27 protein-coding genes and 1 pseudogene are annotated in these 26,497 nt (G+C 41.8%); 8 read left to right on the forward strand and 20 right to left on the reverse strand.

Features of this window, described 5'->3' with window-relative positions; all coding sequences use genetic code 11:
* Window positions 1-54: 54 nt before the first annotated feature.
* Complete coding sequence (locus M1P97_RS05805; protein ID WP_075557631.1) at window positions 55-1,056, reverse strand: malate dehydrogenase; 1,002 nt, start codon at window positions 1,054-1,056, stop codon at window positions 55-57.
* A 181-nt stretch (window positions 1,057-1,237) separates the two neighbouring features.
* On the opposite strand from M1P97_RS05805, the gene M1P97_RS05810 reads away from it, so the two are divergent.
* A complete protein-coding gene (locus tag M1P97_RS05810; RefSeq protein ID WP_249388629.1) occupies window positions 1,238-3,052 on the forward strand; it encodes a YgiQ family radical SAM protein in 1,815 nt (604 codons plus the stop codon).
* Between the two features lie 75 nt (window positions 3,053-3,127).
* Window positions 3,128-4,690 carry a TlpA family protein disulfide reductase gene (locus tag M1P97_RS05815; protein WP_195375072.1) on the forward strand — a complete coding sequence of 521 codons (1,563 nt, stop codon included), beginning with the start codon at window positions 3,128-3,130 and terminating at the stop codon, window positions 4,688-4,690.
* Between the two features lie 197 nt (window positions 4,691-4,887).
* On the opposite strand, the gene M1P97_RS05820 is transcribed toward M1P97_RS05815, so the two are convergent.
* The 17 genes and pseudogenes from M1P97_RS05820 to rpmB form a co-directional block, all read right to left on the reverse strand.
* The gene (locus M1P97_RS05820; RefSeq protein ID WP_317242474.1) at window positions 4,888-6,078 is read right to left on the reverse strand and encodes a leucine-rich repeat domain-containing protein; all 1,191 of its coding nucleotides are present in this window, start codon (window positions 6,076-6,078) and stop codon (window positions 4,888-4,890) included.
* Entirely contained in the window at window positions 6,035-6,364 is a 330-nt protein-coding gene (locus M1P97_RS05825) for a hypothetical protein (protein WP_249388630.1), read from the reverse strand. The genes M1P97_RS05820 and M1P97_RS05825 overlap by 44 nt, the downstream gene beginning before the upstream one ends.
* Window positions 6,340-7,398, reverse strand: coding sequence for an InlB B-repeat-containing protein (locus tag M1P97_RS05830; protein WP_249388631.1), 1,059 nt, complete (start codon window positions 7,396-7,398; stop codon window positions 6,340-6,342). The genes M1P97_RS05825 and M1P97_RS05830 overlap by 25 nt, the downstream gene beginning before the upstream one ends.
* Window positions 7,399-7,734: 336 nt before the next feature.
* Entirely contained in the window at window positions 7,735-8,115 is a 381-nt protein-coding gene (locus M1P97_RS05835; protein ID WP_249388632.1) for a RidA family protein, read from the reverse strand.
* A 12-nt stretch (window positions 8,116-8,127) separates the two neighbouring features.
* Window positions 8,128-8,880 carry a 23S rRNA (guanosine(2251)-2'-O)-methyltransferase RlmB gene (gene rlmB / locus M1P97_RS05840; protein ID WP_249388633.1) on the reverse strand — a complete coding sequence of 251 codons (753 nt, stop codon included), beginning with the start codon at window positions 8,878-8,880 and terminating at the stop codon, window positions 8,128-8,130.
* 55 nt (window positions 8,881-8,935) lie between these two features.
* On the reverse strand, window positions 8,936-9,361 hold the full coding sequence (locus tag M1P97_RS05845) for a hypothetical protein (RefSeq protein ID WP_195373860.1): 426 nt from the start codon (window positions 9,359-9,361) through the stop codon (window positions 8,936-8,938).
* Between the two features lie 62 nt (window positions 9,362-9,423).
* A pseudogene (locus M1P97_RS05850) lies at window positions 9,424-9,672 on the reverse strand (DUF1622 domain-containing protein); the annotation flags it as partial.
* A 4-nt stretch (window positions 9,673-9,676) separates the two neighbouring features.
* Entirely contained in the window at window positions 9,677-10,453 is a 777-nt protein-coding gene (locus M1P97_RS05855; protein ID WP_249388634.1) for a hypothetical protein, read from the reverse strand.
* 68 nt (window positions 10,454-10,521) lie between these two features.
* Window positions 10,522-12,186, reverse strand: coding sequence for a DNA repair protein RecN (gene recN, locus M1P97_RS05860; protein ID WP_195373857.1), 1,665 nt, complete (start codon window positions 12,184-12,186; stop codon window positions 10,522-10,524).
* 9 nt (window positions 12,187-12,195) lie between these two features.
* A complete protein-coding gene (gene porD, locus M1P97_RS05865) occupies window positions 12,196-13,098 on the reverse strand; it encodes a type IX secretion system protein PorD (RefSeq protein WP_195373855.1) in 903 nt (300 codons plus the stop codon).
* Complete coding sequence (coaBC, locus tag M1P97_RS05870) at window positions 13,095-14,297, reverse strand: bifunctional phosphopantothenoylcysteine decarboxylase/phosphopantothenate--cysteine ligase CoaBC (RefSeq protein WP_249388635.1); 1,203 nt, start codon at window positions 14,295-14,297, stop codon at window positions 13,095-13,097. Before coaBC ends, porD begins: the two co-directional genes overlap by 4 nt.
* 9 nt (window positions 14,298-14,306) lie before the next feature.
* Window positions 14,307-15,458, reverse strand: coding sequence for an iron-containing alcohol dehydrogenase (locus M1P97_RS05875; RefSeq protein WP_195373842.1), 1,152 nt, complete (start codon window positions 15,456-15,458; stop codon window positions 14,307-14,309).
* A gap of 5 nt (window positions 15,459-15,463) precedes the next feature.
* Entirely contained in the window at window positions 15,464-16,234 is a 771-nt protein-coding gene (locus tag M1P97_RS05880; RefSeq protein WP_075557641.1) for a 3'-5' exonuclease, read from the reverse strand.
* Window positions 16,235-16,244: 10 nt separating this feature from the next.
* Complete coding sequence (gene dnaN, locus M1P97_RS05885; RefSeq protein ID WP_129733466.1) at window positions 16,245-17,369, reverse strand: DNA polymerase III subunit beta; 1,125 nt, start codon at window positions 17,367-17,369, stop codon at window positions 16,245-16,247.
* Between the two features lie 195 nt (window positions 17,370-17,564).
* Window positions 17,565-17,717 (reverse strand): DUF4295 domain-containing protein, encoded by a 153-nt coding sequence (locus tag M1P97_RS05890; RefSeq protein ID WP_005638125.1) that lies wholly within the window; start codon window positions 17,715-17,717, stop codon window positions 17,565-17,567.
* A gap of 16 nt (window positions 17,718-17,733) precedes the next feature.
* Window positions 17,734-17,922: a 50S ribosomal protein L33 gene (gene rpmG, locus M1P97_RS05895; RefSeq protein WP_007657199.1), complete on the reverse strand. Its 189-nt coding sequence runs from the start codon at window positions 17,920-17,922 to the stop codon at window positions 17,734-17,736.
* Between the two features lie 18 nt (window positions 17,923-17,940).
* The gene (rpmB, locus tag M1P97_RS05900) at window positions 17,941-18,180 is read right to left on the reverse strand and encodes a 50S ribosomal protein L28 (RefSeq protein WP_195373840.1); all 240 of its coding nucleotides are present in this window, start codon (window positions 18,178-18,180) and stop codon (window positions 17,941-17,943) included.
* Between the two features lie 740 nt (window positions 18,181-18,920).
* Between rpmB and M1P97_RS05905 the strand changes: the two genes are divergently transcribed.
* Window positions 18,921-19,523, forward strand: coding sequence for a nitroreductase family protein (locus M1P97_RS05905; RefSeq protein ID WP_249388636.1), 603 nt, complete (start codon window positions 18,921-18,923; stop codon window positions 19,521-19,523).
* Window positions 19,524-19,724: 201 nt separating this feature from the next.
* Here the strand turns inward: M1P97_RS05905 and M1P97_RS05910 are convergent, their stop codons facing one another.
* Window positions 19,725-19,907 (reverse strand): hypothetical protein, encoded by a 183-nt coding sequence (locus tag M1P97_RS05910; RefSeq protein ID WP_249388637.1) that lies wholly within the window; start codon window positions 19,905-19,907, stop codon window positions 19,725-19,727.
* Window positions 19,898-20,131, reverse strand: coding sequence for a hypothetical protein (locus M1P97_RS05915; protein WP_249388638.1), 234 nt, complete (start codon window positions 20,129-20,131; stop codon window positions 19,898-19,900). The genes M1P97_RS05910 and M1P97_RS05915 overlap by 10 nt, the downstream gene beginning before the upstream one ends.
* A gap of 188 nt (window positions 20,132-20,319) precedes the next feature.
* Here M1P97_RS05915 and lpdA point away from each other — a divergent pair, with 188 nt between their 5' ends.
* The 5 genes from lpdA to M1P97_RS05940 all read left to right on the forward strand — a co-directional run bounded on the left by lpdA (window position 20,320) and on the right by M1P97_RS05940 (window position 26,459).
* A complete protein-coding gene (gene lpdA, locus M1P97_RS05920; RefSeq protein WP_249388639.1) occupies window positions 20,320-21,669 on the forward strand; it encodes a dihydrolipoyl dehydrogenase in 1,350 nt (449 codons plus the stop codon).
* Window positions 21,669-22,400: a lipoate--protein ligase family protein gene (locus M1P97_RS05925; protein WP_249388640.1), complete on the forward strand. Its 732-nt coding sequence runs from the start codon at window positions 21,669-21,671 to the stop codon at window positions 22,398-22,400. Before lpdA ends, M1P97_RS05925 begins: the two co-directional genes overlap by 1 nt.
* Before the next feature lie 121 nt (window positions 22,401-22,521).
* Window positions 22,522-23,856, forward strand: a complete 1,335-nt coding sequence (locus M1P97_RS05930) for a dihydrolipoamide acetyltransferase family protein (protein ID WP_195373829.1) — start codon at window positions 22,522-22,524, stop codon at window positions 23,854-23,856.
* 18 nt (window positions 23,857-23,874) lie between these two features.
* Window positions 23,875-25,905, forward strand: a complete 2,031-nt coding sequence (locus tag M1P97_RS05935) for an alpha-ketoacid dehydrogenase subunit alpha/beta (protein WP_195373827.1) — start codon at window positions 23,875-23,877, stop codon at window positions 25,903-25,905.
* Between the two features lie 11 nt (window positions 25,906-25,916).
* Window positions 25,917-26,459, forward strand: a complete 543-nt coding sequence (locus M1P97_RS05940; RefSeq protein ID WP_195373826.1) for a flavodoxin — start codon at window positions 25,917-25,919, stop codon at window positions 26,457-26,459.
* The last annotated feature ends 38 nt before the right edge of the window (window positions 26,460-26,497 follow it).

Here is a 26,497-nt window from a genome sequence, read left to right on the forward strand (position 1 = left end):
GGAGTGCCGGTAAACCGGTCACTCCTTTCTTCGTATATAATATTAAGAAACTGCTTATTTAATATGTGGGTTTAATGTATGCCACAAATGAATTTCAGGGATAATACCCATACCGATCACTTCGTCACGCAACTTACTCAAGTGTACATAACTTTCCGCCAGTTCTGCATTTTCTTTCGGCGTACCTTCTACTTCTTTATAGAAAATACCGTCTTTGGTAATTTCTGTTTCCATAGCCATCATGATATGATCGAATTTACCGGTATGCACATAAGTTCCGGCAGGCCAACGGAAAGATTCACCACCCATAGCGGCACGGATCATTTCGATTGACAGGTAAGACGGGCTCTGGAACGAAGAGCGGCCACGAAGTTCGATGATGCGTTTTCCTCCTTGTATCACTTTTACCTTCAGGTCTTCCCACTGTTCGTCAGTCAGTTCGGGAGTACCGATCAGATCCAGTAGTGGTTTGCCGTCGACAGTCGCAGTAGATGCAAAAACAGCCATTTGTTCGCCATGTCCTCCATAGGTACGACATCCTTTCACCAGGTTTTGACGAATACCGAAATGTTGTGCCAGTGCTGTTTGCAAACGTGTACTGTCCAAAGCAGCCAACGTACTCACCTGTGAAGGTTTCAGGCCGGAATATAACAAGGTAATCAATCCGGTAATATCGGCCGGATTAAAGATCACTACCACATGCTTTACATCCGGGCAATAAGAGCGTATATCTTTACCGAACTGGGCTGCAATTTCGGCATTACCTTTCAGTAAATCTTCGCGGGTCATACCTGCTTTACGGGCTGCACCACCGGATGAAACGACATATTTAGCACCTCTTAATGCCTCGCTGATATCAGAAGTGTAAGTAATATTGGCATATTCAAATCCGGATTGGAACATTTCTTCTGCTACACCTTCCAGAGCCGGAGCAAAAGGATCATAAAGACAAATATTAGAGGTTAACCCCATCATTAAAGCTGTTTGGGCCATGTTAGAACCGATCATACCTGCTGCACCTACAATGGTCAGCTTTTCGTCTGTTAATGCTTTCATACTGTATTGTTTTTAATAATTGTGTTTGCCAGGATAACACATATCTTATTGATAATGTTTGCTGTTTCACTTATATTTTTCTTTTCGGCTACAAAGGTAAAGGATCCTTTTTTTATATACCAATCATTAAATTCTATCCCCTATAAGCTAAAGTTATACCCCAAATGTCTACCTTTGCAACATGAAAACTTTCAGACCTGATGCCTGGTTGCCTACAACTAAAAAAGAAGTTGAAGCACGTGGATGGGATTATATAGATGTAATTCTTTTTAGTGGGGATGCTTACGTGGATCATCCCTCGTTTGGCGCTGCCGTTATCGGACGTACGCTCGAGGCTATGGGGCTTCGTGTCGCGATCGTACCGCAGCCGGACTGGCGTGGAGATTATCGGGATTTCAAAAAGCTGGGAGTTCCACGTCTCTTCTTCGGTGTATCTCCCGGTGCGATGGATTCGATGATTAATCATTACACTGCCAACAAACGGTTGCGCAGTGATGATGCATACACACCGGATCGACGGGCAGGTATGCGACCGGATTACCCTAGCATAGTCTATACCAAAATATTAAAAGAACTCTATCCTGATATACCAGTCGTACTCGGTGGAATCGAGGCTTCTTTACGCAGACTGACTCATTACGACTACTGGCAGGACAAACTTCGGCCCGGTATTCTAATAGACAGTCCGGCCGATTTGCTGATCTATGGAATGGGCGAATTACCTATCAGAGAACTGGTCACCCGCTTGCAGAAAGGAGAATCGTTCGATCAACTGAGAGATATCCGCCAAACAGTTTACCTGACTGATAAAGAAGAGAAAAAGCCCGATGACATCGTACTTTTCTCACATGAGGAATGTTTGTCCGACAAACTGAAACAGGCCAAAAACTTCCGGCATATCGAAGAAGAATCAAATAAATATAATGCATCCCGTATCCTCCAGCAGGTGGGGAAACGGACAATTGTCGTCAACCCTCCTTTCCCGCCCATGACGGAAGCAGAAGTGGATGCCTCATTCGATTTGCCTTATACCCGCCTGCCACATCCTAAATACAAAGGGAAAACGATACCGGCATTCGAGATGATCAAATTCTCCGTAAATATGCACCGGGGATGTTTTGGTGGTTGTGCCTTCTGTACGATCTCTGCACATCAGGGAAAGTTCATTGCTTCCCGAAGCAAAGAGTCTATTCTGAAAGAAGTAAAAGCAATTACGGAAATGCCCGATTTCAAAGGTAACCTGAGCGACTTGGGAGGTCCTTCGGCTAATATGTACAAGATGAGAGGCAAGGATCAGAGTATCTGTGCCAAATGCAAAAAGCCGTCCTGTATCTCTCCTGTCATATGCAAAAACCTGAATGCAGACCATACCCCACTACTGGATATCTACAAAGCTGTCGACCGTCTGCCCGGTATCAAACGATCGTTTATCGGCAGTGGAGTACGCTACGACCTTCTTTTGCATCGTTATGACGATGAAATCGTGAATAAGTCAATACAGAGTTACACGGAAGAGTTGATCGCCCGGCACGTATCCGGACGTCTGAAGGTAGCTCCCGAACATACGGAAGATAACGTACTGAAAATGATGCGCAAGCCATCTTTCGAACAGTTCGGACAATTTAAAAGGATATTCGACCGCGTCAACAAACAATACGGACTCAACCAACAGTTAATACCGTATTTTATTTCCAGCCATCCGGGATGTACGGATATGGACATGGCCAACCTGGCTATCGAAACAAAAAAGCTGCATTTCCAGCTGGAACAGGTACAGGACTTCACTCCTACACCCATGACACTGGCTACGGAAATGTATTACACGGGGTATCATCCATACACATTGGAAAAAGTATATACCGCCCGTACAAAGGAACAAAAACTGGCACAACGACAGTTTTTCTTTTGGTATAAACCGGAGTTTCGCCGCCAGATTACCCAGGCATTACAAAAGATGGGAAAGAAGGATTTACTCAACAAATTATTCGGACGGTAAGTGATAATATTCCGTTTATTCTGCTTGTTAATTACGAAAAATTCGTAATATTGCATTTACTTAATTCATACAAATATGGTAAAAGCACTTTTTACAGGCATATCGCTCATTCTGGCGGTGTCTGCACAGGCACAAAACGAGTTTACAATAAAAGGAACGGTAACCGGATTAAAAGACAGTACCGTGATAATGCTCTACCGAAGTGACGGACGGGTCATGAGTTCGATCGCCCAGGATACAGTCCTTAATGAATCTTTCTGCTTCAAGGAGAAAACTGCGGAAGACAAGCCGGAAGCATTAATGATCATGGCGAGGGACAAAGATTTTCCCAGTACCTGGCTGGATGTATGGGTGGCTCCGAACACAGTCAGTACCGTCAGAGGCAATAATAAGTTGCTACGCACCTGGGATGTATCCAGTACTATCAAGGAACAGCAAATATTGAACCGATACAGGCAAGCTACAATCAACGAAACTAATCTGGATCAGGAGTTATCCATCGAAAGGATGAAGAAAATACCTCTTCTGCAATCCGGAAATCTTTCTACAGAGGATAGTGAAAAGCTGAAAAGGGAAATGAGCAAACTCGAAAAGAAACAAGATTCGGTGAGACACATCATCTCCCAAAAAGAGATTGAAATCATGCAGCAAACACCTATAGAAACCATTTGGATGGACAAATTACGGGGATTAAGTATGGAAATGAAATACATGAAAGATTTTCCGTATAAAAAAGAAGTCTTTGCCCTATATGAAAAACTATCGGATGACGAGCAACAATCAGCAATAGGTAAAGAAATTTCCGTCTATTTATATCCCCCCGTTACAGTCAAAGAAGGCGATGAAATGGCAGATGCCGACTTGTACGACCTGGCAGGGAACATCCATCATCTGGCTGATTACAAAGGAAAATATCTCCTGATTGATTTCTGGAGCCGTGGTTGTGGTCCTTGTATGATGGCTTTACCGGAAATGAGAGAGATATTCGAAACCCAAAAGGACAAAGTAACCGTTATTAGTCTGAGTACGGACACAGAAAAAGGCTGGAAAGAAGTCTCCAAGACAAAAGATATGCCGTGGGTAAACCTGAATGACTTTGGAGGAATGAGCGGACTGGCTGCAAAATATAACGTGAGAGGAATACCTCATTATGTCATTATCTCCCCCGAAGGAATTATCCTGCATTCCTGGAACGGATACGGCAAAGGATTGCTCAAACGCAAGCTCAACAAATGGATAAACAAGGCAAAACGTATCATGACTGTAAAAAAGGAAGGGAACACGACGATCGTCGAGTCTCCAATAGAGAAATCCAGCAATACGGAAACGATAGAGATCAACCGAATAGAACTAACCGATACGGAAACAGTCTTTTATATGAAGGCATTCAATGCTCCGGGATATTGGGTAAGCATCAGCAAGGATACGTATCTGAAAACCGAAGACGGCACGCATTTTCCTTTGAAATCTGCAGACGGCATTACACCCGAAGAACGCTTCACCATGCCCGAATCGGGAGAATATTCTTTTAAACTGCATTTTCCTCCCCTGCCCGCTGACACAAAAACAGTCGATTTCATCGAAAGTGACTGCGATTCCTGCTTCAAAGTTTTAGGCTTGCCGCTGACGAAAGAATAGGATAACAGATGCCCGTATAAAAAGTAAGGGACTTTTGAAATGTTAAGACAGGACTTTTAAAAACGAAAGTCCTGACTTTTAACTTGAAAAGTCCCTTGTTTTTTTGGATATTGATTATCAAGCCTTTACAGCGACCACTTCGATCTCTACCAAACCTACATTAAATACACCTTTTTTCATTTTAATCATTTCTCTTTTTACAAAATCACTTTAAACAAATCTTTTCCCGAACGAATCAAATATAAACCTTTTGTGGATAAATCCACTTCTTCTATGTTATTACTAATCTTTTTTGATGTAACTAATCGTCCACCGGCATCGAAAATATACACAGAATCTCCTATTTCAAAACCTGATAAACATAAACGTCCAGGAGCAGAACGATAGACATATTTATAAACCTCTATCTTTTCATTTGCTGTAGGATCATCTTTTTTAAACTTAACAGATAAATAAGTATTTTCCATTAGATAAGGAATCACAAACTCATTGTTTTCGTCCAACGTATTAGTTATATCTTTATCATTTAAGACAACAGATTCGATAATATAGTCCTGTTTGGGTCGAATATGAAATTCTATACGAGAAGATTCTGTTCTTTCTATATAACCATAATAATAATATTCCCAATCATCTTCATTTTGTCGTATTCCGACAGTTCCTCCTTCTGACAAAAGCATTTCAACCCTATAATTTGTTGCAATCCCACTCGTACGTATATTTTCAAATTTCCCCCAAACGGCATCTTCTTTATAAAATTGTAAACTATTTACCGGAACAAACAATCTTGCTGATTGATAAACAGAACTACAAAAGCTATTTTCTGAAACTTGTGGAACTTTATCGGATGATAAATATACATAATCAATAGAGGGACTATCTTTAAATGCATATTCATCTATTACCGAAACACTCTCTGTCATATGTACTTTTTGAAGAGAACTACATCCAATAAACAAATTTGAGGGAACTTGTTTGATATTCGGAGGGAATACTATAGATTGCATTTTCAAACAATTCTCAAAACTTGGTAACTCTATTAAACTCAAACATTTCTTAAAAGCACTGCTTTTTATTTCCTGTGTAATAGGTAAAGTTACATAAGTCAAACTCGAACAATTCTCAAAAGAAGCTCTTTCAATAGTAGTTACATAAAAAGGAAAATGTACTAAGTTTTTACAATCCTTAAAAGCTTCTTCTCCTATCTCTCTCAATGATTCTATTTTTTCTCCTTCAAATGAATAGAATGTGGAAATAGTAGAGCCTGAAAAAGATTGCTTTCCTATAACTTCTATTGAATACGGTAAATAGACATACTGTAATGTCTGATTATTGTAAAATGCTTTATCCGGAATTGTATTTGCAGAATGAATTATCTGGCTGAAAATAAAGTTTAAACATAGTTCCTTTTTTCAGATCCGATATACAATCAGATTCCGTTATAGTTTTATCTTCTACCTTTATACAGCCTGTTCCTCCTGTCATATTAATATTTAATGTATAAGTTGGTATCTTCTCAAACGTCACAGAAAGTGACATATCTGAAGAAACAGAAGCTATTTTATATACATTATTGACAATCTTATCGGTTATGTCTTGTGAACCAAGCATAACCTTTGCCGTATAATATTGGTCATTTGGTAAAAATTCTAATTTAATTTCCGATACAGGCACTGACACAGAGTTTCCATTTGTATCGTTAGCCCATTCACTTTAACCTCTCCATTGCCCAAAAGATAAACCTGAAAAGTATAACTTACAGGTTCATCTTTTTCAAAAATAATAGTTATCTCTTGATTGGAAGAAACGGATGAAATTATCAGAATGTTATTATTTATCTGACTAGTAACATCTGCTGTTCCTAACTTTACCTCTTTAAGGTGATACCCATTTTGGAACATTATAGTTACTTTCACATCAGTAGCTGCTGTAACTGTTACTGATTGACCTGAAATGATAGACTGGTCATTCACCTTTGCACTTCCTCCTTCTGAATAAGTAATTTTTACTGTATAAGTTTTCGGTACATCCTCTTCAAACTTAACGTCTATTTCCTGATCGGCTGATATTGATGATATAGTTAGTACATTATTACTTAACCGACTGGTTACATCTGTTGCCCCCTGTTTTATGTACTTAACATGATAATCATTTTGAGACATTACAGTAATTTTTACATTCGAATCAGCAACAACTGTTACTGATTGACCCGTAGTGACAAACTGGTCATTGACTCTTACACTTCCACCTTCTGAACAAGTAATTTTCACTGTATAAGTCTTTGGTACATCCTTTTCAAACTTAACATCTATTTCTTGATCGGCTGATATTGATAATATAGTCAATACATTATTATTTACTCGATCAGTCACATCTTCATTTCCTAACTTAACTTGTTGAATATGATAATCTGTATAAGGTATTATTGTTATTTTCACATCAGCATCTGCGGATACTGTGACCGATTGACCGGTATAAGTAATGGATTGATCATCTACTTTTACATTTCCACCATCCAAATAAGTAACCTTTACAGTATAAGTTTCTGGCTTCTTCTCCCAGATAGGTTCTATTTGATAGTTTTTGCCAACGCTTGCAACATAAGATGTGATTTTTCCTTTACTAACTCCATTTATTTTCACATCTTTAAGACGATAACCTTTTTTTGTCCAAAAAGAGTTTGACAAAACAAAAGTTCTTCGAATCATAAAAATATGATTTTAGGTGAACTCAAACCCCACTTATCGAGTAAGCTTCATCTTACTCCTCGAGTAAAGCAAAGGCTACTCCTCAAGTAAGCTCAACCTTACTCGATAAGTAGCCTTTGAGATATTTAGTATAACCCTTCGCAAGCGATACAAAACCTTTTTTCAATTTGTAACCAATTAGTTCACCACAACTATGATGAACATAATTGTATCTAACGGTAATTTTCAGATATAGAAGGAAAGCAGGGTAATGAGGTGGGTAAAAAATGGGATGGTGTGTCAAAAGCTCACATTAAGGAATATAAACAAATACTTTCTTAACACACCATCCAATTATCAAGCCTTTACAGCAATCACTTCAATCTCTACCAAACCATTCTTCGGTAATGTTTTTACGGCTACGGCAGAGCGAGCCGGGAAAGTTCCTTCAAACTGTGAAGCATATACTTCATTCATTGCTACGAAATCACCCATATCGGCAAGGAATACGGTTGTTTTAACAACATCGTCGATATCGTATCCTGCTTCTGTCAGGATAGCTTTCACGTTTTTGAATGCCTGTGCTGTCTGCTCCTTAACAGTACCTTCCACGAAGTTGCCTGTTGCCGGATCGATACCTAACTGTCCGGAAGCAAATAACATATTTCCTACTTGTACTGCCTGGCTGTAAGGGCCTATTGCGGCAGGTGCATTTTTTGTTGCAATAACTTTTTTCATTGTGTTTATCTATTAGTTGTTTTGTTCTTCATTCATACGCTGACGCACTACCTCGTAAATAAGGATAGAACTTGCCACCGACACGTTGAGTGAACCGATCGTTCCGAACTGAGGAATCTTCACCATACTGTCGCAGATACGCAGGTTATCCATCGAGACACCTGTATCTTCCGCTCCCATTACGATAGCAACGGGACCCGCATATTTGATAGCCGTATAGTTCTCGTAGGCTTTCTCGCTCGCAGCATATACTTTCACTCCGCTTGCCTGCAGGAAACGGATCGCTTCCGAAATGCTCTTCTCTTTACAAACGGGTAATACATGCAGGGCTCCGGCAGATGTCTTAATCGCATCAGCATTGACAGTGACGCTTCCTTTTGTCGGAATAACGATAGCATCGACTCCTGCACATTCGCAAGTACGGGCTATCGCTCCAAAATTACGGACATCGGTAACTCCGTCCAAAAGTACGATGAAAGGGCTTTTTCCCTGCTCATAAACAAAAGGTATGATATCTTCCAGACGCTGATAAGTCACAGCCGGAATAAATGCAATCACTCCCTGGTGATTTTTCCGGGTCAAACGATCGAGACGCTCTGCCGGTACACGTTGAACAGGAATCTCACGTCCTTTCAGTACTTCAAACAGTTCACGGGACAACTCTCCCTGCAACTCGCGCTTTATAAGAATTTTATCTATTTCCTTATCGGCCTGGATAGCCTCTATCACGGCACGTATGCCGAATACCATTTCGTTCTCTTTCATCAAATATATATTAACTGTATTCTTTCAATTGAATGCGAATGCAAATATACAAACATTATTTACTGTTTTGCCGTTCCTTCATGCCTTGAATAAGAAATAATATTCCGGTTATGATAAGGGCTGAAGAAAGGCCCGTATAAAAAACAGAAATAAAGGAGTCAGGCAATATACGGGAATGACGGATTCCTACACCGAAAGTGATCATAAAAATCATCACAATCCAACCTTTTACATCAAAGAAAGAGAAAGGACAATTTTTTTCTCCCTTTCGGGCAATACGTTCGCTATGCTTCCTGAAAAGACGTAGAAACACAAAATTAAGGAACAACAAAAATACGATAACTGCTTCTCCCACCTTAAGCACCGAGTAATGGGCATCATGCATCCATGTAAGAATTCCGATCCGTAGAATATTAATTCCTGCTATGATCCATACACAACCGGCTATTAATAATAATATGTGCTTATTGACTCTGAACATTCGTCTACTTTTACTGCAATGCAAAAGTACGATTTTTAACGATATATCCTAATTCCGACTGACTATGAAGCGTTCTTTTCACTATCTAATTCCTTGATCTCTTTATTTAAGAAGACAGACAGGACTGTCCTTAAAACAACAATACCGCCAAGGATAGCCAGTTCATCCAAACTAGGCTCCAAGACGGTTTTAAGAATATCGGAGGCGATCAACAATTCCAATCCCAGGAGTAAATAAGTGCCTAACTCAGCCCGCAACCGGCGGATATTTACCTGTGAATACTGTCCGGTAAACCGTTTCAGTTCATTCCGACTTTCAGCTTCTGCGATAAACTTCAGAACGCTTACTTTCCTGTCGTTTGCTATCTTTCTTATCTTTTTCCTTACGATCTTTGTCTTTCCGGTCTTTATCACGATCTTTCCTGTTATCGGAATTTTTATCTTTATTATACCGGTCGTTCTTCGGTCTGGAAGGTCTGTCGTAATGCTGATTATGACCGGGACGGTTATTTTTATCCGGGCGCCATTGACCGTTGTTATGATTAGGACGGTCGGGACGATGTTCGGGATGACCGGGGCGATCATATTTACCCGGATACCATTTACCATCATCAAAATGTCCATTCCATCGTCCGTTAGTATATTCCCACTGGTTATGCCAGTAATGATCCTCATAACGCCAGCAAACATTCGACGGGCGATATTCCGGATAATGAGGGTTGTTATACCATCCCTGATAATCATGGATACGCTGCGGACGTTCGCGAACGAAACGAACATACAGGCGGAACTGTGAAGGAGAAAGAACGCGTTGCAACTTACGGTCGCGTTCCATACGCAGGTTAAATATCTTTTTGGCAGACTGATCCCAGTAACGGTAATGTTTACGAGCCTCTTTCTCTATCTTCTGGCCGTATTTATGAACGATATTGTGATAATCGGCAGCTTGTCGTCCATTCAGACGCATGGCCTGTTCCATCCAAAGGCAACTCTGGCAATGTGGTTCATTCCAACCAAAACTGATCCAAAACTGAGCTCGTCCCGGCAAACTACACAACAAAATCAACAAACATATAAAGCTAATCCGTTTCATGACTTTTAGTTTTTAGTTAGTAATTATTACTATGACCAATCTCGGATGAAATGGTTTAACAGGCAAAATCATCGTTTCACTTTCAACAACTCTTTCGCATTGGCAATCGAAGCCCCAGTCAGGGAGGCACCGCTCAACATACGGGCCACTTCCTTTATGCGCTCTTCTTTGTTCAGTTTCTTGATACGCGTAATTGTACGTTCTGTCGTATCTTCCTTATAGACAAAGAAATGCTCTTTGCCTTTTGCTGCGATCTGTGGTAGATGCGTAATGGTGATCACCTGCATTTTTGCACCCAGATCCTGCATAATATCCCCCATTTTATCGGCAATATCTCCGGAAACTCCTGTATCCACTTCATCAAAAATAATTGCAGGAAGAGCTGTAAAACCGGCAATCATTGCCTTTATACATAACATCAGGCGGGAAATTTCACCACCGGATGCTGTTTGTGCCACCGGTTGCAGTTCGCCGCTCTTATTGGCAGAGAAGAGAAAACGGATATCGTCCATTCCATCGCTTTCAGGTTCGGGACGGGAAACGAAATCGACGGCAAACTGCACATTAGGCATTCCCAACGGAATGACCATCTCGACTAATTGGGAAGCAATCGCACGGGAGGCAATCTTACGCTGTTCGCTCAGTACGGCAGCCTGTTGAAGCAGTTCCTGGTGAGAAATATCCAACTGTCCCTTTATTGCTTCTATCTGTTCGTCGAACGAGTCGATATCACGTAGTTGCTCTGTATATTTATCCTGTATGGTAATCAGTTCCTCGACGGTAGAAACGCGATGTTTCTGCTCCAAGGTATAAAGCGTATTCAAACGTTCGTTCACCCAATCCAGACGTTCGGGGCTGAATTCCACATCTTCTTTCAGGACATCGGTTTCGGAAGCCAAATCATTCAGGTCGATATAAGCCGACCGCAAACGTTCGGCAATCTCTTTCGCTTTAGGGTAATAACGTTCCAGTGAGTCGGCAGTAGAAAGCGCCTCTTTTATCAAGCGGACACTCCCCTGTTCCTCTCCATTCAGCAACTCGGTTATCTTATATAATGAACCTTTGATATCTTCGGCATGCGACAACGTTTCCAGCTCCTGTTCCAGTTCTTCCTGTTCACCGGCAATCAAACGGGCTTCCGTCAATTGCTCCAGCTGGAAACGAATATAATCCTCTTCCTGTCGGTTCTGGTCGGCTTTCTCCGTCACTTCCCTCAATTCCCTTTTCAGAGACTGGTAACGCCGGAACTCCTTACGATACAGAATCAACAGGATCTCGTTCTCTGCCATTACATCGATCACTTTCAACTGAAAACGGTTATCCCCCAACAACAAGTTCTGATGCTGCGAGTGGATATCGATCAAACGGCTGCCTAACTCCTTCATCACATTCAGAGAGACAGGCGAGTCATTTACGAAAGCGCGCGATTTACCGGAAGCGAATAATTCCCGGCGAAGGATACAGATCTCCGGATCATACTCCAGATCATTGGTATGGAAAAACTCTTCCAACTGGTATTTGGAAACATCAAAAGTCGCCTCGATCACACATTTGTCGGAGCCGTTCTTTATGCTCTTCCCGTCTGCACGCTGACCGAGAACCAATGATAATGCCCCTAAAATAATAGACTTTCCGGCTCCCGTTTCACCGGTTATCACCGAAAAGCCGTTATCGAACTGAATATCCAGACTATCTATTAAGACAAAATTCTGTATAAATAAAGATTTCAGCATAGTTCATTTTTATTTTTTAAGTGCCTCCAAACGGGTAGTCATTGCCGGATAGAGATTAGAAAGCAATTTATATCCTTCCTGTTTCTCCGTTGTAGTCGCTTTAGAATAGATAGCAACAATTTCATCCAGTTTAGCATCGGCAAACATCTGCAACAGGACGGAGTTCGGCCGGGTTTTCTTCAACTCCTCCATAACCGGTAACAGAGATATGATTGTCGTACGGCCACGATCAGGATTAGCAGCCATTTCATCGAGGCCTTTACGGTGATAGTCGTACCACATATTACGAAAAGCCTCGGAACTATTCTCTGTCAGGGCAGTAGCAAGAGCATGACGGTTACGGTCGCTGTCGAAAGCCTTCCAGCCGTTCCACGACATCTGTGCCTGCGCCAGGGTTACGATCTGTTGTGCCTGCTGGAAGAAAGGATTTCCCCCCTTCGGAGCAAAACTGTCGAAGTCTAGTCCCAGAATGGTATAAATATAGAAAACAAGTGTAGCCGTCAAATTACTGCTCAATGAATTTTCCGTATATTCAAACGGTTCGTATTCCGTATAATCGAAATCGAGCTGAGTATCACGGAAGTTCAATAATGTGGTTGTATAACTGGAGTTATAGACCGGACGGCGTGCCTGCACCTGTATTTCAGCCTTGAAGCTATTATCGGAAGGCTTTTCATTGATGATAATATTAAAAGTACAGTCAATCCGTTCGTTGACAGCGAAGGTTGCATCCGTCCATTTCCGGTTATTGATAAACTCGGTCAATGCCTTTTCCAACGTTTCAAACACCGTCATGGTACCCTGGATCTTTTCTCTGTTGATTTTGACCTGGGCATTCAATTCTTGTGCTTTACCGGTGAAAGGTATGGTTCCCAACAGGAACAGGAATAACAGTCTTTTAATCATTTTCATTTCAATAATGTTGCCAACTTGTTTACGATATCAGTCGCCACCCCCTGTTTACTTTTCAGCGGATAGCTGGCTACTTCTCCCTTGTTGTCGATAATTGAGATCTTATTGGTATCGCAACGAAATCCGGCACCGGCATCGCGAAGTGAATTCAACACGATGAAATCGAGGTTTTTCCGCTTCAGCTTACTTTCAGCATTGGTCGCTTCATTGTTCGTCTCCAACGCAAAACCGACCAGCACCTGCCCCTCCCGTTTGATTGCTCCTAAAAAGGCAGCAATATCCTTGTTGGGTACGAGGTGAAGCATAATATCCCCTTTACTTTCCCGTTTGATCTTCTCGCCAGCCTGTACCTCCGGACGGTAATCCGCCACGGCAGCACACAAAATCCCGGCATCCGCCTCCGGATAGACAGCCATAGCCGCCTCGTACATCTCTTCGGCAGACTCTACATCGACCCGGTGTATATTCGGATGCGTCGTTGTCAACGAAACCGGTCCAGCGATCAATGTAACTTCCGCTCCCTGTGCTGCACAGGCTTCCGCCAGTGCAAATCCCATCTTTCCGGAAGAATAGTTACCTATAAAACGTACGGGATCAATCTTTTCGTACGTCGGACCGGCTGTTATTACAATCTTTTTTTTTTCAAGTATGGATCGGGAGGCAAAAAACTCTTCCAGGACAGTGATTATTTTGTCCGGTTCTTCCATCCTTCCCTTACCGACCAGATGGCTCGCCAACTCGCCTTCGGCCGGTTCAATGATATGGTTTCCGAATGAACGGAGACGATCAAGGTTCTGCTGTGTAGAAGGATGGGCAAACATATCCAGGTCCATAGCGGGAGCCACAAACACCGGAGCTTTACATGACAGATAAGTCGTGATCAACATATTATCTGCAATACCGTTCGCCATCTTACCGATCGTCGAAGCCGTAGCCGGAGCAATCAGCATAGCATCCGCCCATAATCCGAGGTCGACATGACTATTCCATGAACCGTCCCGGTTAGAGAAAAACTCACTGATAACCGGCTTACTACTTAAAGCAGAAAGCGTTATCGGTGTAATAAACTCTTTTCCGGCAGGGGTTATCACCACCTGTACTTCGGCACCTTTCTTCACCAGGGCACGGATAATATAAGCTGCCTTGTATGCCGCTATACTTCCTGTAATTCCCAGTATGATATGTTTACCTTTCAACATCTTTTTTTCTTATAAACGCAACATCAGGATGTCGCGCGTTACCTTACTATCAATATTATGGTGTTCACCCAGATGCCAGCCCTGCTTATCTACCGGGGCAGCCAGTGCATCCAGATCGCTTTCCTTAATGCCGCATTCACCTAAACGGGTTTTCAACCCCATATGACGGAAGAAATTTTCACAGGCAGCAATCGTTTTACGGGCACGTTCTTCTTCCGTTCCTTCTGCAATACCGAATACGACTTCACCCATACGTGCCAGCTTCACCTGTTTTTCCTTGAACATGTAAGTCATAACACCCGGCAACAGAATAGCCAGTGTCTGTGCATGATCCAAACCGAACTGGGCAGTCAGGGCATATCCCATCCGGTGGGACGACCAGTCCTGAGGCACTCCTTGTCCGATCCATACATTCAATGCATTGGTAGCAGCCCACATCAGGTTGGCACGGATATCATAATCGTTCGGATGATCCAGTACTTTCATTCCTTCTTCATAGATTACCTTCATCAGGCCTTCGGAGAAAGCATCCTGTACTTTTGCATTAACGGGATAGGTCAGATATTGTTCGACGACATGGATAAACGAGTCCACCACGCCGTTTGCCACTTGCCTGGCAGGTAATGAATAGGTCACTTCCGGGTCCAGGATAGCAAACTGAGGGAAAACTAACGGACTGGCAAAATTCAGTTTCTCGCGAGTCTCGACACGTGAGATAACAGAACGTTCGTTCATTTCCGAACCGGTAGCCGATAAAGTCAAGACAGCGCCCAATGGCAATGCCTGTTTTATCACTCCACCTTTCGATAGAATATCCCAGGGCTCTCCTTCGTAATAATAAGCGGCCGCAATAAATTTGGTAGCGTCGATAACCGACCCTCCACCTACAGCCAACAGAAAGTTACTGTTTTTCTCCTTGACGATCTCTACCGCTTTCATGCAGGTTTCATAGTGCGGATTGGCTTCGACTCCCTGAAATTCAGTCACCTCAAAACCTTTCAATGCCTCTGTCACCTGGTCATAGATACCGTTCTTCTTTATACTTCCGCCTCCGTAGACCATCAATACCTTGCTTCCAGAAGGGATCAAAGCGGATAAACGTGCAATTGAGCCTTTCCCGAAGACAACCTTTACAGGATTGGCAAACTCAAAGTTATTCATTGCTGTTATTTCGAATTAAAACCTCTCAATTTAATTTCGGTGAGTATCTTCTTGGTGTTCAGCGGGAAGTCACCGTTCATAATCCATGAATAATATCCGGGGTCTGTCTTTAATACTTCTTCCACCAGCTTTCCTTTATATTTACCGAAATTGATCACTTCCTCTCCCTTTTCGTTATACACCATGCGTCCGGCAAAATCCACATTGTCGGTAAAGCTGGAATATTTGGAAAGAAAATCAATATCGTTCTGTAATTCGGAATAGCGGTCCAGCTGCGCTTTCAGGATCTCGTAGGTAGCCATTGTATCTGCTTCTGCCGTATGGGCATTTTCCAGACTCTTGTCACAATAGAACTTATAGGCAGCCGACAATGTACGTTGTTCCATTTTATGGAAAATAGTCTGTACATCGACAAATTTTCGTTTGTTGAGATCGATATCCACGCCTGCCCGAAGGAATTCTTCCGCCAGCAGAGGAATATCGAAACGGTTAGAGTTGTATCCAGCCAGGTCGCAACCCTCGATCTGTGCAGCCAGTGACTTGGCTATTTCTTTAAAGGTAGGACAATCTTTTACATCTTCATCCGTAATACCATGAATGGCTGTCGACTCCGGTGGAATCGGCATTTCCGGATTGATCCTTCTCGTCTTCGTCTCTTCCTTGCCGTTAGGGTGAACCTTCACAAAAGAGATTTCAACGATACGGTCTTTTACTATATTTATACCCGTAGTCTCCAGGTCGAAGAAGACTATCGGGTTCTTTAAGTTTAATTGCATTTTTTATTTGTTAGTCATTCAACATCATCGGCATGAGAAGCATCAATAAGTCTTCGTTCTCTTCATTTTCTGCAGGAACGATCAAACCGGCACGTGATGGATCAGCCAATTCCAGAATTACTTCTTCCGAGTTAATGTTACTCAATATTTCAATCAGATAAGTCGCCTTGAAACCGATATTCAGTTCTGTTCCGTCAAACTGGCATACGATCTTTTCTTCCGCAGAAGTAGAGAAATCGATATCCTGTGCAGAAACAACCATTTCACTTTCCTTCAACTGCAACTTAACCAGGCTGCTCGCCGGGTTGGAGAAAACAGATACACGTTTCAGTGCATTTAGAAATGAAACACGATCGATCGTTACCTTAAACGGATTTTCCTGCGGGATTACGCTGTTATAGTTCGGATAACGTCCTTCGATCAGGCGGCAAACCATTTCAAAGTTCGTACAATTCACATAAGCATTATTGTCATCAAACTTGATACTTACCATTTCTGAACCTTTAGCCAGTACATTCTTCAATAGGTTGGCCGGTTTCTTCGGCAGGATGAAAGAAGCTCTTTCCGGCGATTTCACCGACAGGTTACGTAAACGAACCAGTTTATGTCCGTCTGAAGCGACAAAAGTCAGGTCGTCCGTATGGATGTCGAAATAGACACCGTTCATCACCGGACGAAGCTCGTCGTCGGCTGTTGCAAATAAAGAGCGGCTGATACCGTTGAGCAACATCTGCGATTCGACAGTAATTGCAATCGCGTTATCATTCAGCGGTTTCTGTTGCGGATAGGTATCTCCTTTCTGCCCGATGAAATTATACTTTCCGTTCTGGAAATGGATAAAGATCTCCAGGTTCTCATCGTTGATATCAAAAGTAAGCGGTTGCTCCGGCAATTCTTTCAAAGGGTCGAGCAGTATCTTGGCAGAAACAGCGAAAAGCCCGGTGCCTTTTGAATTCATCACCTCAACAGAAGTAACCAGACGTGTTTCAGCATCCGAAGCTGTTATAGTCAGTTTATTACCGTCAAGGTCGAACAGGAAACTGTCGAGAATAGGTAAAGAATTCTTAGACGCAATAACTTTGCTGATAGACTGCAAACGGGATAACAGCGCAGTGCTGGATACATCAAATCTCATGGTTCTTAATTGTTTATATTATTAATCTTATTATTATACATTTTATTCACGATGCGTCATAAACGCCCATACAAAAGTAAAAAAATATTTGATTTGAAGCATTATTATATACGTTCTTTTCTCCTGAAAGAAAAGAACAAAAAAAAGAGGTTCTCTTTTGGGGAGAACCTCTTTCTGTATTTTATAGAATAAAAATTATTTCGCAAAATAATCTTTTACCGCTTCGTTAGGAATCATTTCTTCCTGGAAGATATAAGCACCAGTTTTCGGAGACTTAACCATCTTAATTACTTTTGAGTAAGTACGACCGTCACCTTTCTTAAATGTTGCAACTGCTTTTTTTGCCATCGTTTAAAATCTCCTATTACTTAATTTCTTTGTGTAAAGTCATCTTCTTCAGGATCGGGTTGTATTTCATCAATTCCAATCTCTGAGTTGTATTTTTTCTATTCTTGGTAGTGATATATCTGGATGTACCCGGCATACCGCTTTCTTTGTGTTCGGTACATTCCATGATTACCTGAACTCTGTTACCTTTTGCTTTCTTTGCCATTTCTTATTCTCCTCCAAATTAAGCGTTTAAATGACCTTTTTCAGCTGCCTTTTTAATCGCTGCGTCTAGACCCAGCTTATTGATAGTACGCAAGCCTGCGGCTGAAATATTCAGGCTAACCCAACAATCCTGTTCTACCCAGTAGAACTTTTTAGTAAACAGGTTAACATCAAACTTACGTTTCGTTCTTCTCTTAGAGTGAGAAACGTTGTTGCCAACCATTGCTTTCTTTCCGGTAATTTGACAAATTTTAGACATTGCTATCTTCTTTTTTTATTAACGCAATAAATTAATTACAACTCCTGCTATCTGTCTTCCCTTTCCGAACTAGCATCATGATCAGAACGAAGATTCTAATAGAGTTTCTCTCTTTACAGGGCGCAAAGGTAAAAAATATTTTTTATTATTCCATACAAAACGCCCAAAAATATTACAACAAATCTCCGAAAACGGTATCATCCGTTTTTTTAGGCTCAAACAAGTATTTCACTGTATAGACAGACGTTTATTCCTGTGCCTCTTTATAAAATTCCCCGGATAGATTAATATAACACTCTCATTTACAACGCCTTTCAAACAGATCATGATACTATTTTTTTAGTTGATATTTCATATTAGCGCATTATTACGGATTTACTCCTTTAGTAAACTTATTACCAGTCGTTTAAGTAACCGTCATATTAGACATCGGGGATGGCCTTATTTTTCTCTTTAAATATAGAAAGATTATTTTATATAAAGATTATATAAGGCCTTCGGCATTTTTTTCAGCTTTTAAAAGGAATCAAAGAGCACATTTCACTTTGCTGATACAAACCTTCCCTTTAGTGTTTGCAGATAATCGTTTTCAGTAGCAAAAACAATTGTATTTGATTTTAAAAACAGTTGTTTTTGATTACAAATACAATTGTTTTTTAGACGAAAATCAATTAGAGCAACAAAACAGCTGCCTAAATGGTTATATTATTAAAATAGATACATAAAAACTTACAATGAATATGGCTAAAAATTTTAAAGAAGCAGTAAAACACAGGAGATCCTATTATAATATCACTAACAGTTCTCCTATATCAGACAATGAAATTAAAGAGATTATCGACTTTGCCGTAACGAACGTTCCTTCTGCATTCAATTCACAATCGACAAGGATTGTTCTTCTTTTAGGTGAAAATCATAAGAAGTTCTGGGATATCACAAAAGAAGCCCTGCGTGTTATCGTACCGGCAGAAGCGTTTGAAAAAACACTAGCCAAGATAAATACCAGCTTCGATTGCGGATACGGCACTATCCTGTTTTATGAAGATATGGAAGTGGTGGAGAATTTACAGAAAGCATTTCCAAGCTACAAAGATAACTTCCCTATTTGGTCGCAGCAGACATCAGCGATGCATCAGTTCGCTATATGGACAATGCTAGAGGATGCCGGTCTGGGTGCTTCCCTGCAACATTATAATCCATTGATCGATGAAAGGATACGGGAAGAATGGAACATCAACCCCAACTGGAAACTGATCGCCCAAATGCCGTTCGGAACACCGACCAAAGAACCGGGTAAAAAAGATTTCAAACCGCTGAGTGAAAGGGTTCTGGTATTCAAATAAAATATTTCATAAATAAAGATCGTTTTGAGACTTTTCCGGTCTTCAAAACGATCTTTATTTATATGACCGCAAATAATCTAATATCACTTTTCGTATACGCTCCGGGGACTGATTTGAGTTCGCTATCGACAAAATATATATTGTCTCCTTATAGATCAAATAATAAATTATATTTTGCTTGTAAATCAAATAACGAACCTCTTAAGTTACAGTAGAAAATAATTCATCATGGATATCTAAATTAGGGTATTGAGTTAAAGTTTCTATATATCCTGTCAAATCTGTATATACTCTTTGAGATATATAGCTACCAAAATCAGTTTCAACATATTCCAATATGGAAAGAAGCCCTTCTGTAGCCAGAGATGACCAAACTATTTCCATCCCATTCGAACTTTCACCAATTCATCTATCTTATCATGGGGCATTGTCAGCCCATTCTCAAAATCAGAAACAGCCTTCGATATGGTATTTCTGAACATATCTTCAGAGACAATATCCAAATAAGTCTCTCGCAAGTTAACAGAAACATAAGCAACAACAGGCTCCTCTAACTTGGGAGAAGGCTTCTTGTCCCTTAATTCGTATGAATGTGATTGTTTTGCCATTTTATCATTGATTTTCCACAAAACTACATAAATAAATCCTTCAGATCAAAATATCACACCTTAATATTGTTTTCAAATACTAAATTTATTTCCACAACAAAACAGAAATTCCGGCTGTTTATATATTAGACAAAAGTATATACAAAGATTGTTATCTAAGATTTTCAAACATTTAAAATTCATCCATTATGAAATACGATATAGCCATTATCGGAGGAGGACCTGCCGGCTACACTGCCGGTGAACGGGCCGCTGAAAATGGGTTAAAAACTATTCTCTTTGAAAAGAATGCCATCGGTGGAGTATGCCTGAACGAAGGATGTATTCCTACCAAGACATTATTATATTCAGCCAAAATACTGGATAATATAAAGAGTGCCTCCAAATATGGAATACAGGCGGATGCTTCTCCGGGCTTCGATTTGGGTAAAATCATTGCCCGAAAAAACAAGACTGTAAAAAAACTGACGCTCGGAGTCAAAGCCAAACTCAATGGTAACGGTGTAACAATCGTGCAGGGAGAAGCGGTTATCCGGGGTGAAGAAGACGAATATATCCTGATCCAATGCGGTGAAGAGGTATTCGCTGTAAGAAACATCCTGCTTTGTACCGGTTCTGAAACAGTCATCCCTCCCATCAAAGGATTGTCGGACGTAGAGTACTGGACTTCAAAAGAAGCACTGGACATGAAAGAGCTTCCCCGGTCGATTGCTATTATCGGAGGTGGAGTGATCGGCATCGAATTTGCTTCATTCTTTAACAGTATGGGCGTCAAAGTGAAGGTAATTGAAATGATGCCTGAAATACTTGGGGCTATGGATAAAGAAGCGTCGGCTATGCTCCGTACAGAGTACGCAAAGAGAGGTGTCGAGTTTTTCCTTGAGACAAAAGTTATCGAGGTAACACCCGACAGTGTCATTGTGGAAAAAAACGGAAAAACAGAGAAGATCGAAGCAGACAAAATATTGGTCAGCGTCGGCCGTAGAGCAAATGTTAGTAATCTGGGGCTTGAAACACTCTCTGTGGAACTTCTCCGCAATGGAGTGAAAGTGAACGAATATATGCAAACCTCCCACCCTCATGTGTATGCCTGTGGTGACGTAACCGGTTTCTCCATGTTGGCTCATACGGCCTACCGGGAAGCGGAAGTTGCTATCAATCATCTGCTGAGACGTGAAGACAGGATGAGCTACAAAGCTATTCCAGCCGTTGTTTACACCAACCCGGAAGTCGCAGGCGTAGGAAAAACAGAAGAAGAATTGAAAGCAGAAGGTACCTCCTATAATGTGGTAAAGATCCCTATGACTTATTCCGGTCGTTTTATGGCAGAGAATGAGACGGGAACCGGACTATGCAAGCTAATCACCGACACAGACGACCGTATTATCGGTTGCCATCTATTAGGAAACCCTGCGTCGGAAATCATTATTGCAGCCGGCATTGCCGTAGAAAACGGTTACACGACAGAGCAATTCAAAAAAAATGTCTTTCCCCATCCTACGGTTGGAGAAGTCATACATGAAAGTTTATACCTGTAATGCTTTGCATTTACAACACCTATACAGACGCCTGGTTCAATCTCGCAGCAGAAGAATATCTTCTAAAGAACTTTTCGGAAGATATCTTTATGTTGTGGCAGAATGAACCGGCTGTCGTTATCGGGAAACATCAGAATATATGGGCAGAAGCAGATATGGAGTTTATACAGGAAAAACAGATACGGATAGCCCGCCGTTTCTCCGGAGGTGGTGCTGTGTATCACGATATGGGAAACCTGAACCTCACCTTTATTGAAAATAGCAGCCAGATCGACTCCATCCGGTTTACAGAAAGTATAATCCGTTTTCTCGGAACTCTCGGAATTCATGCGAAAGCCGATGAACGACAGGGATTAACCGTCAACGGATTAAAAATATCCGGAAGTGCACAGGCTATCCATAAACGCAGGATGATGCATCATGCCACCTTATTATTTTCCACGGATCTGGATATACTTAACCGGGTTCTTCAACCATCAGATATTTTATCCGCTCACGGAACCATCTCCCGTCCTTATTTTGTTAAATCGGTAAAAAGTCCGGTCACAAACCTATCCGGTATGTTTCCGAAACCCACTTCCATCGATGAATTGAAGCGTTCACTGATGGACTATTTTTTCACTCATACAGATAATAACCGTTATTACGAGTTCAACGCAAGTGACCTGGAAAACATCCGGTTGTTAAGGAATAACAAATATGCTGACAGAAATTGGATTTACAACACTTAAACCTTGTAACATAGAACTTTCCGCATCCAACCGTTGTTCTATTTTAACGATAGAGAAAATAAAACGTATAGGTCAACTGGACTTATCCGGCGAAAGAACAAAGCAAAAAGATTAATTAACTATGGCTACATTTGAAATAAAAATGCCCAAGCTGGGCGAAAGCGTTACAGAGGGGACCATTATCTCCTGGTCTGTAAAAACCAGTGATCAGGTAAACGAAGATGACGTGCTTTTTGAAGTAAGTACGGCAAAAGTAAGTGCGGAGATCCCATCTCCCGTTGCCGGCAAAGTACTTAAAATATTATTTGGTGAAGGCGATACGGTGGCTGTGGGAACAACTGTGGCCATTATCCAACTGGAAGGATCCGAAGAGGATATTCCCGACAACAATGCAACGCCCCAAGAAGAAGTGGTAAGTAATAGCACTGAAAGTGCAAGCGTAGCAACTTCTTCAACCGTCATTCCTAAGGCACAGGCGGCAAAAGAGGATGAAAGATGGTATTCCCCTGTCGTTCTTCAGATGGCTAAAGAAGCTAATCTGAGTAAAGAAGAAATGGACCTTATTCCGGGAACCGGTTATATGGGACGTTTAAGTAAAAAAGATATGAAAGATTATCTTTCCGGAAAGAAAGGTACAACTCCAAAACAGCAACTTCAATCAACGCAGGCTGTGCCGGAGAAAAAGCCGGAACCGGCTATTCAGGTTCAACAGGCAACAACCTCTTCTCCATCACATGCCGCTCCATCGTCGGCTACCGCAGAAGATAAGGTTGTTGAAATGGATCGCGTACACAAGATCGTTGCAGATCATATGGTATTATCTAAAAAGGTTTCCCCGCATGTTACCACAGTGGTGGAGGTAGACGTTACCAAACTGGTGAAATGGCGTACCCGCACTAAAGAAGCTTTCCAGAAACGCGAAGGTATCAGCCTGACATATATGCCGGCTATTACAGAGGCTACAGCCAAGGCCTTGGCAGATTTTCCACAGGTAAATGCGTCGGTAGAAGGTTATCAGATGATCCTGAAGAAACATATCAACGTAGGTATTGCCGTCTCTTTAAATGACGGAAACCTGATCGTCCCGGTGATACATGATGCCGACAAACTGAACCTGAACGGTTTGGCTGTGGCTATCGACTCACTGGCAAACAAAGCTCGTAACAATAAACTATCTCCGGACGATATACAGGGAGGAACCTTTACGATCACCAATTTCGGAACATTCAAAAACCTGTTCGGTACACCGATCATCAATCAACCCCAGGTTGCTATCCTGGGAGTAGGCTACATCGAGAAAAAACCGGCAGTGATTGAAACACCGGAAGGCGATATGATCGGCATCCGCCATAAAATGTACCTGTCGTTATCATACGACCACCGGATCATCAACGGGACATTGGGTGGTGCTTTCCTGCGCCGCATTGCCGATTATCTGGAAAACTGGGATCTTTAATAATTAATATGATCAAAAATGAAAAAGTACGATATAAAAAATACAGATAAGGAAACCCTGAAAAAATGGTTTTACCTGATGACATTAGGACGGGCTCTCGATGAAAAGGCCCCTTCTTACCTGTTACAATCGCTGGGCTGGTCGTATCATGCCCCTTATGCCGGTCATGATGGCATCCAGCTGGCGATCGGACAGGTATTCAAAAAAGGAGAAGACTTCCTGTTCCCCTATTACCGGGATATGCTCACGGTACTATCAGCAGGAATGACCCCTGAAGAAGTTATACTGAACGGAATATCCAAAGCAACCGACCTGACAAGTGCCGGACGGCATATGTCTAATCATTTCTCCAAAATGGAATGGAATATAGAGAACATATCGTCTGCCACAGGAACTCACGACCTGCATGCCGCCGGTGTAGGCAGGGCTATGGTTTATTATAAACACAAAGGAGTGGCTATCACTTCCCACGGAGAGTCGGCGACATCCGAAGGTTTTGTATACGAGGCTATTAACGGAGCCAGTACGGAACGCTTACCGGTAATATTCGTTATTCAGGATAACGGATACGGGATCTCCGTACCCAAAGAAGACCAAACGGCCAACCGAAAAGTAGCCGATAATTTCTCCGGTTTCAAGAACCTGAAGATCATTCATTGTAACGGTAAAGACGTATTTGACTCGATGAATGCCATGACAGAGGCAAAAGAATATGCTCTCAACCGTATTCCGGTAATTGTACAAGCCAATTGTGTGCGTATCGGCTCCCACTCCAATTCGGATAAGCATACCTTATACCGCGATGAAAACGAGCTGAATTACGTAAAGGCGGCCGATCCCTTACAGAAGTTCCGGCGTATGCTTCTCCGGTACAAACGTTTCACGGAGGAAGAACTGAAAGAGATCGAGGATAAAGCCAAGAAAGACCTGAGTGCAGCCAACCGGAAAGCACTGGCTGCCCCTGATCCGGACCCTGCAACAGTTACCGATTTCGTATTGCCGGAACCTTACCTCCCTAAGAAATATGTAGACGGCATACAAAATGAATCCGGTGAAAAGGAAACATTGGCTACGGCTATCAACAAAACCCTAAAAGCAGAATTCCGGTATAACCCGGATACTTTCATCTGGGGACAAGATATTGCTAACAAAGATAAAGGAGGTGTTTTCAATATCTCAAAAGGCATGCAACAGGAATTTGGAGACGCCCGTGTATTTAATGCGCCGATTGCAGAGGATTATATCGTCGGTTCGGCTAATGGGATGTGTAGGTTCGATCCGAAGATACATGTCGTAATTGAAGGAGCCGAATTTGCAGATTATTTCTGGCCTGCCATTGAGCAATATGTAGAGTGCACACATGAATACTGGAGAAGTTACGGACAATTCACCCCGAATATAACCCTGCGGCTCGCTTCCGGTGGCTACATCGGCGGTGGCTTGTATCATTCACAAACGATAGAAGGAGCACTGACAACCCTGCCGGGAGCACGCATCGTTTACCCTTCGTTTGCCGATGATGCAGCCGGTTTGCTCCGTACCAGCATGCGTTCCAAGGGTTTTACATTATTCCTGGAACCCAAAGCCCTGTACAATGCCACTGAAGCGGCAACTTTCGTACCTGACGATTTCGAGGTTCCTTTCGGGAAAGCTCGTATCCGCCGTCCGGGAGAAGATATGAGTATTATTACATACGGCAATACGACCCATCTTTGTTTGAATGTCGCGGAACGATTACAGAAAGAACATGGCCGGAATGTCGAAGTGATCGATATACGGTCATTGATTCCATTGGATAAAGAGACGATCTTTGACTCTGTAAAAAAGACAAGTAAGGTTTTAATCGTACATGAAGACAAAGTATTCTCTGGTTTTGGAGCAGAAATAGCCAGTATGATCGGTGCAGAGTTGTTCCAGTATCTGGATGCTCCGATACAACGGGTCGGTTCAATATTTACCCCGGTCGGTTTTCACCCGATCCTGGAAAAAGCGATCCTCCCGAATGAGGAGAAAATTTATAAAGCAGCTAAAGATTTGTTGGATTATTAATAGAATGATGTATGAAAAAGATTGGATTATTTTATGGTTCGTCCACAGCGAAAACGGCAGCAGTTGCCCAAAAGATAAAAGAGGCATTCCATGACGTTCAGATCGATATTATCCCGGTTGAAAATTCAGGAGAGAAAGATTTCGAGTCATACGATCATATTATTGTCGGTTCTTCAACCTGGTTTGACGGAGAATTGCCTACGTATTGGGATGAAATAATGCCGGTAGTAACCTCTTCCGACCTGAAAGGAAAAAAAGTAGCAGTTTTTGGCCTGGGAGACCAGGTTAAATATCCGGATAATTTCGTCGATGCAATCGGTTTTCTGGCAGAAGCTTTTACCAAACGGGGAGCCATCGTGATAGGCCATACCTCAACAGATGGATACCGCTTCAATCAATCCCAGGCTGTAAAAAAAGGTAAGTTCGTAGGATTAGCGCTGGATATCGAAAATCAACCCGAAAAGACAGATGAACGGATCAAGCATTGGGTTAATCAAATAAAACATGAGTTTGAAAGCGAGACGCTCTCAGCAGATAATTCGTTCAATTGCTAAATCAAATAAACAGGTGTGCCAAAGTCTCATAATAACCA

The organism is Parabacteroides leei, from assembly GCF_023369805.1.
Classification (GTDB): Bacteria; Bacteroidota; Bacteroidia; order Bacteroidales; family Tannerellaceae; genus Parabacteroides; species Parabacteroides leei.